This window comes from Parasutterella secunda (assembly GCF_024733725.1).
GTDB classification, from domain to species: domain Bacteria; phylum Pseudomonadota; class Gammaproteobacteria; order Burkholderiales; family Burkholderiaceae_F; genus Aphodousia; species Aphodousia faecalis.
In genome coordinates, this window is sequence record NZ_JANRHP010000001.1 from 33,747 (window position 1) to 47,293 (window position 13,547).

General features: G+C 45.9%; 12 protein-coding genes, 1 pseudogene and 1 riboswitch. Of the genes and pseudogenes, 3 read left to right on the forward strand and 10 right to left on the reverse strand.

The annotated features are described in order from the left end of the window. Positions 1 to 100: 100 nt before the first annotated feature. On the reverse strand, positions 101 to 886 hold the full coding sequence (locus NW199_RS00185) for an MBL fold metallo-hydrolase (protein WP_022472698.1): 786 nt from the start codon (positions 884 to 886) through the stop codon (positions 101 to 103). Between the two features lie 72 nt (positions 887 to 958). Here NW199_RS00185 and NW199_RS00190 point away from each other — a divergent pair, with 72 nt between their 5' ends. After that, a complete protein-coding gene (locus NW199_RS00190) occupies positions 959 to 1,312 on the forward strand; it encodes a MerR family transcriptional regulator (protein WP_249092707.1) in 354 nt (117 codons plus the stop codon). A gap of 159 nt (positions 1,313 to 1,471) precedes the next feature. After that, positions 1,472 to 2,002, forward strand: a pseudogene (locus NW199_RS00195) (IS256 family transposase); the annotation flags it as partial. Positions 2,003 to 2,472: 470 nt separating this feature from the next. Here the strand turns inward: NW199_RS00195 and NW199_RS00200 are convergent. The 6 genes from NW199_RS00200 to NW199_RS00225 form a co-directional block, all read right to left on the reverse strand. Then, positions 2,473 to 3,582: an RNA-guided endonuclease InsQ/TnpB family protein gene (locus NW199_RS00200; RefSeq protein ID WP_258333228.1), complete on the reverse strand. Its 1,110-nt coding sequence runs from the start codon at positions 3,580 to 3,582 to the stop codon at positions 2,473 to 2,475. A gap of 49 nt (positions 3,583 to 3,631) precedes the next feature. Next, positions 3,632 to 4,045 (reverse strand): IS200/IS605 family transposase, encoded by a 414-nt coding sequence (gene tnpA / locus NW199_RS00205; RefSeq protein ID WP_258333229.1) that lies wholly within the window; start codon positions 4,043 to 4,045, stop codon positions 3,632 to 3,634. Positions 4,046 to 4,438: 393 nt separating this feature from the next. After that, positions 4,439 to 5,980, reverse strand: a complete 1,542-nt coding sequence (gene dsbI, locus NW199_RS00210; protein ID WP_249092322.1) for a disulfide bond formation protein DsbI — start codon at positions 5,978 to 5,980, stop codon at positions 4,439 to 4,441. A gap of 23 nt (positions 5,981 to 6,003) precedes the next feature. Further along, the gene (gene dba, locus NW199_RS00215) at positions 6,004 to 6,171 is read right to left on the reverse strand and encodes a disulfide bond formation protein Dba (RefSeq protein ID WP_022472703.1); all 168 of its coding nucleotides are present in this window, start codon (positions 6,169 to 6,171) and stop codon (positions 6,004 to 6,006) included. Between the two features lie 198 nt (positions 6,172 to 6,369). After that, positions 6,370 to 7,614, reverse strand: coding sequence for a dicarboxylate/amino acid:cation symporter (locus NW199_RS00220; protein ID WP_249092321.1), 1,245 nt, complete (start codon positions 7,612 to 7,614; stop codon positions 6,370 to 6,372). A gap of 238 nt (positions 7,615 to 7,852) precedes the next feature. Next, complete coding sequence (locus tag NW199_RS00225) at positions 7,853 to 8,779, reverse strand: hypothetical protein (RefSeq protein ID WP_249092320.1); 927 nt, start codon at positions 8,777 to 8,779, stop codon at positions 7,853 to 7,855. Positions 8,780 to 8,937: 158 nt separating this feature from the next. Here NW199_RS00225 and NW199_RS00230 point away from each other — a divergent pair, with 158 nt between their 5' ends. Then, positions 8,938 to 9,789 carry an aldo/keto reductase gene (locus NW199_RS00230; RefSeq protein ID WP_249092319.1) on the forward strand — a complete coding sequence of 284 codons (852 nt, stop codon included), beginning with the start codon at positions 8,938 to 8,940 and terminating at the stop codon, positions 9,787 to 9,789. 60 nt (positions 9,790 to 9,849) lie between these two features. On the opposite strand, the gene NW199_RS00235 is transcribed toward NW199_RS00230, so the two are convergent. From NW199_RS00235 to NW199_RS00245, 3 genes are all read right to left on the reverse strand, one after another. Continuing rightward, positions 9,850 to 10,653 (reverse strand): MetQ/NlpA family ABC transporter substrate-binding protein, encoded by an 804-nt coding sequence (locus NW199_RS00235; RefSeq protein WP_258333230.1) that lies wholly within the window; start codon positions 10,651 to 10,653, stop codon positions 9,850 to 9,852. 161 nt (positions 10,654 to 10,814) lie between these two features. After that, complete coding sequence (ribB, locus tag NW199_RS00240) at positions 10,815 to 11,468, reverse strand: 3,4-dihydroxy-2-butanone-4-phosphate synthase (RefSeq protein ID WP_022472716.1); 654 nt, start codon at positions 11,466 to 11,468, stop codon at positions 10,815 to 10,817. Positions 11,469 to 11,552: 84 nt separating this feature from the next. Next, positions 11,553 to 11,695, reverse strand: a riboswitch (FMN riboswitch). A gap of 7 nt (positions 11,696 to 11,702) precedes the next feature. Further along, the gene (locus NW199_RS00245) at positions 11,703 to 13,547 is read right to left on the reverse strand and encodes a [FeFe] hydrogenase, group A (RefSeq protein ID WP_258333231.1); all 1,845 of its coding nucleotides are present in this window, start codon (positions 13,545 to 13,547) and stop codon (positions 11,703 to 11,705) included.

Consider the following 13,547-nt stretch of genomic DNA (forward strand, 5'->3'; position numbering starts at 1 on the left):
AATATCTAATAAATAATTGTTGTTTGATATTATTTCGATATTAATTTAATATCTAAATAAGTCCATCTGACTATAAATCAAACGGACTTAAAGATTATTTTCAGAACTCTAAGGTTTCAAGGTCTTGTGGAATAAATAACTTAGACAGTCCTTTATTTTTGGCAAAATCCGCTAACAATTTTCGATTAACTGTTGCGTGAGAAACACCCTCAACATGGGTTGCGATTACCTCCAATTGTGGAAAGTCGCTCATTAATGCCCATACATCATATTCGTTCATGATTAACGCATGACCTTTCGGAGCTTGGGCTCCAGCCGCATTGACAGCTATGACGTTCGGATTAAAGCGATTAATCGTATTAACTACACCTTGGTAATAAATGGTGTCACCCGCTAAATAGAATGTCTTGGGCTCATTTTTGCATTTAAAGATAAGACCGCACGCTTCATCGGTTAATTGAACAAGTTGGTAGAAATGTTCAGTAACCAAATCCCCTGAACCGTGATCACAAGGTGTCTTGTAGAGGCTTATTCCCTCGAATTCAATCCCTTCTTCCTTTAAAACCCGAACGTCTGTAAAGCCGACTTCTCGACTGGCCTGTGCCTCTTTCTCATTTTTTGCAAAAAGCGGAATATCCTTCGGCAGAATTCTCATTGCGACTTCATCGAAATGGTCAAAGTGCCAGTGTGTCACGATATAAGCGTCTACATCAAAAAGATCCTCCGGGCGGCATGGTAATTCAATGGTTGGGTTGCCTCGACCGCAAACCGGTGCATCCGGAACAATCGGATAGGTGTTGGCAGGGGCTAACATCGGATCAATTAGAAAGCGTTTTCCTCCAAAAGAGACAATAGAGGTAGCGCTGCGAATTTGTTGAAAAAGCATTTCATCCTCTTTTTTTCATAAAAGATGAGGAAAGAATAAAATCTATAGCTACTGTAGCTTCAAGGGATAGAAATGAAAATTGGAGAGCTTTCTAAATTAACTGGTTGCCCTATTGGAACCATTCGTTTTTATGAACAAAAAGGTGTTCTGCCAAATATCGCCCGAAGCATGAGCGGACAGAGGTCTTATACAGAGAAAGACCTCAGGCGTCTGCGCTTTATTATGGACTGCCGAACAAACGGCATGAAATTGGAATGTATCGAGAGGTTTCTTCAGTTTAGGGATAATCCTACATTGGGAACACCTTGGCTCTTAGAGCGAGTCAATGAATATCTTGAGCAAATCGTTCAAAAGCGAGAAGAACTTGATCGAGTGGAAAAATATCTGACGGAGATTAAGAATAGAATGGGAAAAGAGAGACTGTAAATAACTTTGTGTAAATCCAATATTTGCTAATCTCTTAGGAGTGAAGGAAATGGATTTACCAATGAACCAAGACAAGCTTAAAACCTAATCGCCAGTATTCCAACCGAACAGTTAAAAAGTGATGAAATTGAGCCTTTCATCCAACAGATGCGTAAGCATTTGATTGCTTGCATTGACGGTCTGAAAGGCTTCCCTGAGGCCATTGAGGCTGTCTATCCAAACACACAGGTTCAATTGTGCGTTGTTCATATGGTTCGCAACAGCTTGCGTTTTGTCAGTTGGAAAGACTACAAGCGTGTAGCAGCGCAGTTACGTACGATTTATCAAGCGGCAACCGAACAACAAGCCTTGGAAGCCCTTGAGCAGTTTGATGCGGATTGGAAGGATAAGTATCCGGTGATTGCCGAGCAATGGCGCCGACATTGGGATCATCTCATCACGATGTTTAGCTATCCTGAGGATATCCGTCGGGTAATCTATACAACCAATGCCATTGAGTCGGTCAATAGCGTTATTAGAAAAGCGACCACTCGTCATAAGATGTTCCCAAACGATGAGGCCGCTTTAAAGGTGGTTTATTTAGCCATTGACGCCGCTTCCAAAAAATGGACCATGCCAATTAGGAATTGGCGACTGGCTTTAAACCGTTTTAGTATTGAGTTTGGTGACAGGATCACCAAATATCTCTAAATGGAATTTACACAAACGAATTTACAATCCCGGAAAAAGTAGGTTCGTTAATCCCGCTCAATTTATGGGTCAAATCAATCCATTCTGACCTTTGTGTAGTATTGTCTCAGGCTTAGTTTTGTTGAAAAAATAGAATAATCTCTCAAAAAGAAGTGTGACGCTGTCTTTCGAGCGATGGTGAAATGGTTACTGTATTTAAAAGTTTCCTTCGTGACAATCTGATGTGGCTAATCGTCTATCCGGTCATTTGCGGTTTTTCCATTGCCTGTTTCTGGCTATTTAAACATTTTCAGGATGAGCTTGGATTCACATTGATACATCTGTATGGATTGCATCCTCTTTCGATTTTTCTGATTTCTATTTTTTTGGCCAAGAGAAATTCATCAGGGTACTGGTTAGTAAACAACTCTCGGCTAAAGCCGAAAGCTTTTATTTATCGTAATTGCAAAGCAATCCGACATTAGGCCGGTTTACAACAGCCCTTGGGCTATCAGCTGATAGCCCAATCCCTGCAGGTTCCGACTTGCATTCAAGTCGCTATGCGCACGGAGACCACAGTGCGGACAAACAAAACGATGCTTCGTCCGTTTGCCCAATTGCGAACACGCCGAACACGTCTGTGAGGTATACCGAGGATCCACATACATTACGTTAATCCCTCGCCTTTGCGCCTTGTACTCAATCAGTTGCTGAAGCTCGCGGAAAGACCATCGGTGTAGCCGACTTCTGACTCTTTTGCCTGCCCTCAATCGATCTCTGATATGCGTCAGATCCTCCAGTACGATCACTTTCGCTTTCTGTTTAGCTGCTTCTTCTACAATTGATTTACTCACTACGTGATTGACGTGGGTGACGTGCCGTCTTTCTTTGCCCGAAGCTTTTCGCAAGTGCTGTCTGGCACTTTGCGAGCCATTGCTTTGTAAACGCGCACGCAACCCCAAGTATTTATCTCGCTTATGTTTTAATTCGCCCGCTTTCCAAACCTTTCCGCTTGAAACCGCTGCAATATTATTTTCTCCTACATCAACACCGATCACTTCTTCTTTTTTCAATTTCTCGATTAAGGCACTCAGTGTTGAGTCATATTCCAGACTGATATGCAGGAACCAAAATCCTCCCTTCTTATTCTTTCGATAGACAAGATTGCTTTCTTTGCGTTTGCCTGAGTCAAGCAATCGTTTTTGAAAATCTCCCGGACACAATCTGACTTTTACCCGACCTTCAACTGTAAAAACAATTGCTTCAGTCATATCCGATTGATAACGGATTGTGTTTTTGTCCAAATGGATAGAGGGATTTTTAAAAACAATTTCTTTTAGAGGCTCTTCTTTATTTTTTCGGGGATGGTTCGTCAGTTCTGTTTTGTAGGCAGCAGACACCGACCGAATGGCATTACAGGCTAACTGCGATCCCAGTACCGGCAAGGTGGATCTCAAATCGTAGTATGCGGCATGGTGCAGGTTATAGCGCTGCCAATTACGCTCACTGGAATCGCGGCAAACGTACTTAACCAGAAAATTGCAAGCGTCACGGTACACAAGCCGAGTCTTGTGCAGCCTCTGAGCAGCATCCTCATGCATTTGCAGTTTGATGCAAACGGTCGTCGTTAATTTGGAGGGAGCGGAAAGTCTACCTGCGCCCTTTGATATGTTCAGTTCTTTCAATGTACTTCTGAATAGTTTCGGAACTGACGTTGCCGGCAGTGCCCACGTAATAAGACGGAGACCAAAGGTGGCCTCCCCATAACTGTTTTTTCAACTCAGGGAATTTAACAAATAATTTTCTGGCGGTGCTGCCTTTCAAAATTTTGATTGCATCAGCCACTGAAGTAGCAGGCGGTATGCTGACAAAAAGGTGAATGTGATCAGGCTGAACTTCAAGCGAGAGAACCGACCACTGACGTTCCTGACAGATTGTCTCAATAAACCGTTTAGTTTCTGCGGCGATTGAACCGACCAAAATTGATTTCCGATACTTTGGGCACCAAACCGCATGGTAAGCAGTTTGGTAGACACAATTTCGATCGAATACAATTTCAAGCATAATTTTACACAATCACATGATTGATTTATTATACAAAAAAATCGCCCCGGCGGGGCGAGTGCCAATTCCTCTCGCGATTGAAATCGCAAGTTTCCTTGGCACGATACTATGAATAGTCCGGAATTCCTTATGATTTTTGTCGGCGCAGTCATCGCGGTATTCGGTGAAGCAGTCGGTCTGTTGATCAGAAAAGTTATTAAAAACTAAGCTCCACTGCCTAAAAAAACAGACGACCACATTCACTATACGATGTACTGTTAATTTTGACGTCTTTAGTTTTTTCACCTTCGTTGTGTGCCCCCTTCTTTGAAAATAACTATTTGAAATCAAGAAATAAAAAGGCAGGAGACCGAAACCGATCCCCTGCTCTGCTCAATCAATAATCAGATCAAACTATTGAAGCGTGAGTGTCACGATCTTATTGTGATCAACGACTTCAAATTGGTTGCCCTTCTTCACGAGACCGCGGATATCGGTCAAGTTAGAGGGTAAGCCATAAGCGGCCGTCACTTCTTCAGTGGCAACGTCAATCACGATCAACGTGTTGAAGTTCTTCGAGACAGCGTAAAGCTTACCGTCTTCATAAACCATGCCGGTGACATAGAGTTCACCCAAAGTACGGCCGTCTTTCAGATCGGCCGTGGGCACGAATTCAGCGGAAAGCATCCAGTCAGCCATCAAAGCCTTTGAAATCACAAAGGTTTTCTTATTCTTGTTGTCAGGCAAAGAAGCTGTGAAGACATAGCGACCGTCGGTGGCGGTTGAATGGATGTAAGAGTACTTCGCGCGTTCCGTGTCGATGCGGGCGCGGCCCAAGCCACCCACGGCTTCAACTTGCGTACGGCCTGCCGTGAAATTCGCCCAACCCTTCACATCATCAGCCTTGGGATTCAAACGAGCGCGCAAAAGAGACTTGTTCATACCCATGATGACGAATGCGTCTTCCTGATACGGAGTGATACCGACGATATCCAAAACGTTGGCGGAGAACCAGGGGTCAATCGCGGCGCTCACAACCGGATTCAAAGAGTCATCCAAAACCCAGAAATCGTACTTGGAGGCGACGAAATATTGACCGCGCACTTCACTGATCATGTTAATGGGTTTATCAATGCCATTGATGGCTCGTGTTTGCACTGTCTTTAACTGACCGTTCAAGACAACGGGACTATTGGCGGAATTGTTGTCAAACTTGATGCCAAGTTTTTCAGCGTTCGGCGCGTAGGCGAAATCAGGATCCTTGACGTCGCGGCGGCCTAAGAAATTAATCCCTGCCCACATGCCGTGCCAGCTGGCGTCAGACCACGTGACATACTTGGGATTAAAGGAGAAGCGAACCGGATCACCTTGACCCCAGTTGGGAGGAACGCCGGTGGACCAAAGAGCTTGGAAGGTGTTGGAGGCTACAATGAAGGCGACGACACCGAAGGCGATCTTGTAGAACTTTGTGAGAGGACGCCAGGGCTTACCCTTCATTTCAGCCAAGAGCGCGTCAACGCGAGGAGCCAGGAAGCAAGCCAGGCCAAAAAGCATCACCACGCACCAGAAAACAATTTCGGCCCACATTTGAGTGTGAATGCCAAAGACATCCAAACCGAATCCTTGGCCAACGTCACGCATGGCGTGATTGCCCAAGTGACGGAAGCTCGAATATAAACCGCAGGCGGCCATCACGAGCATCGTGGCGAGGTATTTGGGCTTGAAGCCATAGCGCACCATAAAGAGCGCGACGACACCGATATAGGCCATTTGTTGGCGCTGACCCCAGCACAAAGTGCAGGGACTGTCGCCCATCATATAACCTAAGATAATGTTGGCGATACCGACCGGGAGCAACACGATCAAAAGACCGCCCCAGCAAACGATATCGTAGAAAGTCTTCGCTTTTTTGATGTCACCGTCATTAATCGGACGAGTGTGGTCATAAATAGACATGATCGTAAATTCCTTTCGTTCGATTAGAGGTTAAGGGAACCGAGAATGGCGGTCGAGACGTGACCGACATACATGAAGACAACCACAAACCAGCTGCCAACTGTCAGCCACCAGGCGAGTTTTTCCTTTTCCGGCTTCATGATGATGAGCATCACAGCCACAAAAAGAAGGAGAAATTCAAGAAATTCCATCTTGATGATCCTTTCCAATTGATAATAATTCTCACTGTTTAACAACAGCGAGCGCGATTGTAAAAAATATGTAACTTTCTTTCAAGTACGAGCTGGAAGGAATAGATGGAATTAATTAAGAAGAGAGGAAATATTTATTAAGAAGAAAAACGGCGAGGAATTCACCTCGCCGTTACAGTAGTCACCAACCTATTGGTGTTATTTAGTTTCCTCTTCTTCTTCGAAGGGTTCGGAACCTAATTCACCTTCCATACGGGAGACCATCAAAGCGGTGGTGGAGTCACCAACGACGTTGATAGACGTACGGATCATGTCAAGGATACGGTCGACGCCGGCGATCAAAGCGATCACTTCGAGCGGGATACCGATTTGCGTGAAGACCAAGGTCGACATGATCAAACCAGCGCCCGGCACACCAGCCGTACCAACAGCAGCCAACACACCCGTGATAACGACGATAACTTGGTCACCGAGAGACAACGGGAGGTTATAGATTTGAGCTGCAAACACTGCGCACACGCCCATGTAAACTGCCGTACCGTTCATGTTAATGGTGTTGCCTAACGGAACTGCGAAGGAAGCAATCGAGTTCGTAGCACCCAAGCGACGAGCGGCAACCAAGTTGGCGGCCATAGCGGCGGCAGACGAGCAGGTCGTGAAAGCGATCAACCACGGTTCAAAGATGCCCTTGAAGTATTGGCCGACCGGAATACGAATGATGAAGATCACGATCGGGATGTAGATCACGATGATCAACAAAGCCGTAGCGATGAAGGACGACAGAATCAACTTGCCCAACGGGAGCAAAACTGCCAAACCGTGTTGAGAAACGACAACAGCCATCAAAGCGAACACACCGATCGGGGCGTAACGCATGACAACTTGCGTCATATGAATCATCACGTTGCCGACAACGTCGAAGAATTCATAAACGGCTTGACCTTTCTTACCCATGAAGTTCAAGCAGAAGCCGAACATGATGGCAAAGAAGATGATCTGAAGGATGGAGCCCTTAGCGAAAGCTTCCATCGGGTTAATCGGGACGATGTCAAGTAAGGTTTGAACAAAGCTCGGAGCCTTCACTTGAGCAGCCTTCAAGCCTTCGGTTGAAAGCGTAAGACCGATGCCCGGGTCGATGATGTTGGCGATAATCAAACCGAAAATCACGGAAATCGCAGACGTGATCATGAAGATCAACAACGTCTTGATAGCCACGCGGCCCAGTTTGCTCACGTCAGAAATACCGGCGGCACCGGCAACCAAGGTTGCGAACACCAACGGTACAACGACCATACGGATCAAGCGGATGAATAAGTCGCCGAAGGGTTTCACGTAGGTAGTGGCGAACTGAGAGTCCAAGAACATACCGACGATCACACCTAGGACAAGACCAATGAGCATTTGCATTGCCAAACCCATTGAACCGGATTTAGATTTTGCCATTGCATTCTCCTTTCCAAATTTATATTTATTATCGCGAGCGGTCGTTTTTGAGCGCCGTAACAACGCAGAAACACAACTCTGCACACGGTATTAAACGAGCCGAAACGTTTGGGGTTTCAATCTCTTGGTTTCAATGTAGTATCAAATTGTAAAATTCGAAAGTAGGTAGAAACCCTAACAACTTTAGGATTTATACGTATGAAATTTTGTAAAGACGGGGGTAATTCTTTGATTTATCCTAATAATTCAGGGCCTTATAACATTTGCCACAATCTTTAGGGGTCTGAATAAGCAAAAACGGCAACTTTTGCGTTTGGACAAATATTTGTGAAATGACGAGGTGCTCTAAGGACTCAAGCTGCGCTGAGTACGAAAAATGACTCAATTCAATGAAGCCTAAATATTGATTTAGCAGGCTCGAACGAACCAGGTTATCCGATTCATTGTGAATGCGTAAAAGAAAAAGTAAGCCTAAGGCTTGACTAAAGGAATTAGAAACTTCTAGTCCTGAATAATCAATCTTTTTAGTTTTTTCAGCGCGCAACAAAAAGGCCATTTCAGACGCAGAAAGAGTAAAAAAGATAGTGTGATAAGTCGTGACGAGTGTTTGACGTATCCAATCCTTTAATGAATGACTATCAATATTTTTATAGTGAGGAAAGTCATTTGGCGTAAGACCGACCGGATGGGATTTTGCGACACACTCCCCGTCTTCGCCATAGGCTTGAGCGTACAAAGCCGTATCAGAAGGTAATGGCGAGACGAGATGAATTAATAAAGACTCTCCTTCATCTCTCGGAAGGAACCGATCAATAAAACGAGTAAGGGAGATTGAGAGCTTAATGGATTCATTTCCCCAAACTTGAGCGCCGATCGTACTTAATCGAATGACTGCAAACGGCTGATCATCTTGGGTTGTGAAATAAAGCGTCGCAATTTTGGGCGGCTGCTTTTGCTTTTCTTCAATGTCTGCCTTAGAGGACTCTTTTGTTCTTGCAGTAAAGCGTTCAACTCGACGATTGCTATTCTGTGGAACTTCTTTAACTGTAGAAGATGGTGACTTATTTTCTTTGGTCGAGCCTTTCACAGCACGTATCATCAACCAAATGACCAAAATAAGTGTCAAAGCGGACAATAACAGAAAGAAATCGAAGTCTTGAGTCATGACAGTTCTGAATTTTGCAACCTCTTTATTCTAGATTAATTTGACAAAATCCAATACTTTGGCATTTTTTCGAGTCAGATTCCTCTGCATTTAGCTTTAGGCAAAAGCATTTTTTCAAACGCCACTAAAATCAAATTGTTAGCTATTCGGGGGATAAGATGAGGACAAAACTTGATAAGGTTAAACTTAATAATGGAGTGAAAATTCCTTCCATTGGGCTTGGAACCTGGCAAATCCCCGATTCCGAAGCCTTGGTCGACTCCATTTTAAGTGCGATCCAATTGGGCTATCGCTATATTGACACGGCCGCTATTTATGAAAATGAGCCTTCCGTGGGAGAAGCGTTAAAAAGGAGCGGTGTAAAACGGTCAGAGTTTTTCATCTCTTCAAAGTGTTGGGCAGCCAATCGCACTTACGACTCTGTGATGAGAGCCTTTGAAGAGTCTCTCAGAAACCTAAAGCTTGATTATCTTGACTGCTATTTGATCCATTGGCCCTTTACCAAGGGTGATCCGCTCGCATGGCAAAGCGTCAATATCGGTACATGGCGTGCTTTTGAAAAACTCTATGAAGAGGGGCTGGTTAAAACAATCGGGTTATCAAACTTTCAGATGCACCACTTAGTGAGTTTTTTAGCCAGAGCCAATGTCAAACCGGCTGTCAACCAGCTGGAATTTCATCCGGGCTACACGCAAAAATCAGCCGTAGCTTTTTGTAAGAAAAACGGTATTGCCGTGCAAGCCTGGTCCCCCCTGGGACACGGGACACTCCTGGATGAACCGATCATTAAAGAGGTGGCAAGCCACTATGACCGATCTGTGGCCCAGTTGATTCTTCGTTGGTGCCGTCATCATGATGTGATTCCGGTTACAAGGGCGTTAACGGCAGAGCATCAAAGAGAAAATCTCAACAGCTTTGACTTTGATTTAACGGCTGAAGATATTGCAGCTTTGGATAATATGCCGCTAATGGGCTTTTCGGGATTAGAACCCGATCACGTGAGTTTTTAACCCACTAGAAGCAGAAAATCCGGCTTTGCGCCGGATTTTCTGTATTTATCGTTCCCTAAATTAGAAGGCTGGAACGACTGCACCTTGATATTTCTCTTCAATGAACTTACGCATTTCAGGAGAGGTCAAAGCCTTGGCAAGCTTTTGCAAGTCTTCGCGTTTGTCACCACTACGAATGGCCACAATGTTGGCGTAGGGAGAATCCTTGCTTTCCATAAAAAGAGCGTCCTTCATCGGATTGAGGTTGACGCCCAAAGCATAGTTGGAATTGATAACAGCAAAATCGACATCGTCTAATGCGCGCGGCAGCACCGCAGCTTCCATTTCTACAATTTGAATCTTCTTCGGATTATCAACGATGTCAGCGGGCGTTCCGTTAACGCCAACACCTTCTTTCAAGGTGAAGAAGCCGGCATCAGCCAAAATCTTCAAAGCGCGGCCACCGTTCGTCGGGTCATTCGGAATGGCCACTTTAGCAGCGTCAGCCACTTCCTTGATATCCTTCACTTTCTTGGAGTAAACGCCCATCGGCTCAATGTGAACGGCCACTAAGGACTCAAGTTGAAGTTTTCTTTCCTTGGCGAAATTATCTAAGTAGGGTTTGTGTTGGAAGAAATTGGCGTCTAATTCTTTATCAGCCAGAGCCATATTGGGCTGAACATAGTCGGTAAATTCAATGATTTCAAGCTTTACGCCCTCTTTAGCCAGCATCGGCTGGGCGGCTTTTAAAATATCGGCGTGCGGCACCGGGGAAGCACCGACTTTCAAAACTCCATTTTCTACTGCTTTATCGGAGCATGCCGTCAACAAACCGCCGGCTGCAATCGCACAAAGGCACAACGAAATGAGGGATCGACGTTTCATATTTTTTTACTCCATAAAAATTTACCGCCTCATTATCCCGTAACATTTGAGAAATGGGAATAGTCATTAACCTGTAGCTATGAGCACTATCGCTTAGATTGCGAAACAAAAAAGTCCGGGAACAAACGCCCGGACTTTTAAAGACGACCCACTTGAACCGATTAGCAGTTAAAAGCTTGCCTGTATCGAACCAAATCTTCAACGGTGATCACACACAAGCCGTGCAAATTGGCAAACTCACAAACTTGGGGCAACTTCGCCATTGTTCCATCAGGATTCATCAATTCGCAAAGAACGCCGGCCGGATTAAGTCCGGCAATGCGCATGAGATCAACCGTTGCTTCCGTGTGACCACGGCGCTCAAGCACGCCGTTGGGACGAGCACGAAGCGGATAAACGTGACCCGGGCGCAAGAGATCCTCGGGTTTCCCATTGGGATTAGCGGCCGCTTTAATCGTGGTGACGCGATCCTTGGCGCTGACGCCTGTCGTACAGCCATGCGCAGCTTCAATGGAAACGCAGAAAGCAGTTCCCTGGGTATTGGTGTTATTTTCAACCATCTGGGGAAGTTCCAGGCGCTTGCAGTCCTCATCACGCAAGCAAACACAAACAATCCCCGAACAGGCTCGAATCATCAGAGCCATTTGCTCAACGGTCAGAAAATCGGTGGATAAAATCAAATCCCCTTCATTTTCACGGTTTTCGTCATCGACAACCATGACTCCGCGCCCGGCTCGCAGATCAGCAATCGCACGCTTAACGCGCGTGTAGCTGTCAACGCCATATTGCGCCAGAAGGTTTTCAGACTGATGCATAAAAGTATCCTTTCATTGAGAAGAAATTCAAAATTCGCATCAGGGAGAAAGAGGATATGAAGACTTCATACCCTCTGTGAGGAAAGCTATTGCTCTTTCTTCCGGACTTTAACCGTCGGTATCGGAATTGCACCGATTCTGCTGACCGGGACGGATGTTTTAAACCCGTCCCGCGCTCGTGGACTGTAACCACCGGTGGGGAATTTCACCCCGCCCTGAGACTCGGAGGTGATTTTAACGCTTTTTAGTCGGTTCCGTATAACGAGAACTTAACACTTGCCAGAGTTTACGAATATCCGAAACGCTCTTTTCACTCTTCTTTGAGCGATATTCGCAGTGTAAGAGTTCATGGGCCAGATGAGAGCCCGGTTCTCCTAACGATTCACGATATAGCGCAGCGATTTCGGGGTTCTTGTGCGATTCACGCACACTTGCCTTATCGTCAATGCGGTAAATTCCCTTTTGGCGCTCAAGCGTATTGAGTTGATAGTTATTCTTTTTGCGAGGGGTGCCGCCGCCTGCGATACAGCCACCGGGGCAAGCCATCACTTCAACAAAGTCATATACAACTTCACCCGCGCTCATCTTATCGAGCAACGCTTGTGTTCTGGCTAGTCCATGAACAATAGCGATCCTGACCGTGCCCAACTCTCCCAGATCCACTTCGGCCTCTTTTACACCATCTAACCCACGAGCCGGTTCAAAGACAATCGGATTTAAAGTTTCGCCGTTATGCGTCAACGCATAAACAGTTCTGACCGCCGCTTCCATTACCCCGCCGGTTGTACCGAAAATAGCCCCTGCACCGGAGTATTCGGTAAAGAGGTTTTGATCGTGCTTCATGGGTTTGCAATTCTTTAAATGCATCCCGCAACGACGCAAAAGCTTTGCCAATTCTCGAACCGTTAAAACAGCATCCACATCAAGACCTTCTTCGCGGGCCAAAGTCGGACGTTGTGCTTCGCCTTTCTTTGCAGTACACGGCATGATGGAAATGACGCGTAGCTTTTCACGGGCAATATTGAGCCGCTGCGGCAACAGGGCTTTGGCGAGCGCACCGAAAACAGCCTGAGGAGAACGCGTAGTCGACAAATACTCCATAATCATCGGAGCGTGTTTTTCAACGTAGTTGATCCAACCCGGGCAGCAGGACGTAAACATCGGCAGTGCAACATCCTTATTAGCTTTTCTGGCCTTAAGGCGTTGAAGCAACTCCGTCCCCTCTTCCATGATGACAACGTCGGCGGCAAAGTTGGTATCCATGACATAGTCAATACCGATATGCTTTAGACCGTAGACAATAAGTTCTTCGACGTTTTCTCCGGGCGGCAGACCAAATTCTTCGCCTAACGTCACGCGAACAGCCGGTGCCATTTGAACGATCGTCACCGTTTCAGGATCATCGATCATATTCAGCACACGGTCCGTTTCATCTTTTTCACTTAAGGCACCTGTCGGACAAACAAGCGTACATTGACCGCACTGGACGCACTTGGTGGAGTCAGCCCAGCGTTTGGCCCCCGTCATCGCCACACCCGCCATCGTTCCGAAATTGTCAATGGTTAAGGCGCCGATTCCTTGCACTTGCCGGCACACCTCAACACAGCGACCGCAACGGATGCACTTATTGACATCACGGATGATGCCCATGGACGAGTCATCATAGGGGCGTTTGGCTATATAGTTTGAGTGATTCGGCGTATTGGGCATGCCGATAAACAGGGCCACGTCCTGAAGTTCGCAGTTGCCGTGTCTTGAGCAACTCTTACAGTCTTGATCGTGGTCTGCGAAGAGAAGCTGCATTTGCAGCTGCTGCATCTTGCGCACACGTTCATTGCGCGTAAAAATTCTTTGTCCTTGTTTGATCGGTGTTGTGCAGGCTGTCACTACGCGGCCGACTTCATCGCCTTCATCAAAGACTTCAACCAAACACATACGGCACGTACCGGGCGTATGGTTTAAAGGCATAAACGCACAAAGTGTCGGGATAAAAATATCGGCTTGCTTAGCCACTTGCAAAATGGTTTGACCATCTGTGAAAGCGACTTTTTGTCCGTTAAACCAAGCAAAATTTTCCAT

What these genes read in the sequence shown, in the direction of transcription:
- tnpA (WP_258333229.1), bottom strand. Translation starts at nt 4,045, where the DNA reads ATGCTTGAAATTGTATTCGATCGAAATTGTGTCTACCAAACTGCTTAC.
- NW199_RS00225 (WP_249092320.1), bottom strand. Translation starts at nt 8,779, where the DNA reads ATGACTCAAGACTTCGATTTCTTTCTGTTATTGTCCGCTTTGACACTT.
- NW199_RS00190 (WP_249092707.1), top strand. Translation starts at nt 959, where the DNA reads ATGAAAATTGGAGAGCTTTCTAAATTAACTGGTTGCCCTATTGGAACC.
- dba (WP_022472703.1), bottom strand. Translation starts at nt 6,171, where the DNA reads ATGGAATTTCTTGAATTTCTCCTTCTTTTTGTGGCTGTGATGCTCATC.
- NW199_RS00185 (WP_022472698.1), bottom strand. Translation starts at nt 886, where the DNA reads ATGCTTTTTCAACAAATTCGCAGCGCTACCTCTATTGTCTCTTTTGGA.
- NW199_RS00220 (WP_249092321.1), bottom strand. Translation starts at nt 7,614, where the DNA reads ATGGCAAAATCTAAATCCGGTTCAATGGGTTTGGCAATGCAAATGCTC.
- ribB (WP_022472716.1), bottom strand. Translation starts at nt 11,468, where the DNA reads ATGCATCAGTCTGAAAACCTTCTGGCGCAATATGGCGTTGACAGCTAC.
- NW199_RS00230 (WP_249092319.1), top strand. Translation starts at nt 8,938, where the DNA reads ATGAGGACAAAACTTGATAAGGTTAAACTTAATAATGGAGTGAAAATT.
- dsbI (WP_249092322.1), bottom strand. Translation starts at nt 5,980, where the DNA reads ATGTCTATTTATGACCACACTCGTCCGATTAATGACGGTGACATCAAA.
- NW199_RS00235 (WP_258333230.1), bottom strand. Translation starts at nt 10,653, where the DNA reads ATGAAACGTCGATCCCTCATTTCGTTGTGCCTTTGTGCGATTGCAGCC.
- NW199_RS00245 (WP_258333231.1), bottom strand. Translation starts at nt 13,547, where the DNA reads ATGGAAAATTTTGCTTGGTTTAACGGACAAAAAGTCGCTTTCACAGAT.
- NW199_RS00200 (WP_258333228.1), bottom strand. Translation starts at nt 3,582, where the DNA reads ATGCATGAGGATGCTGCTCAGAGGCTGCACAAGACTCGGCTTGTGTAC.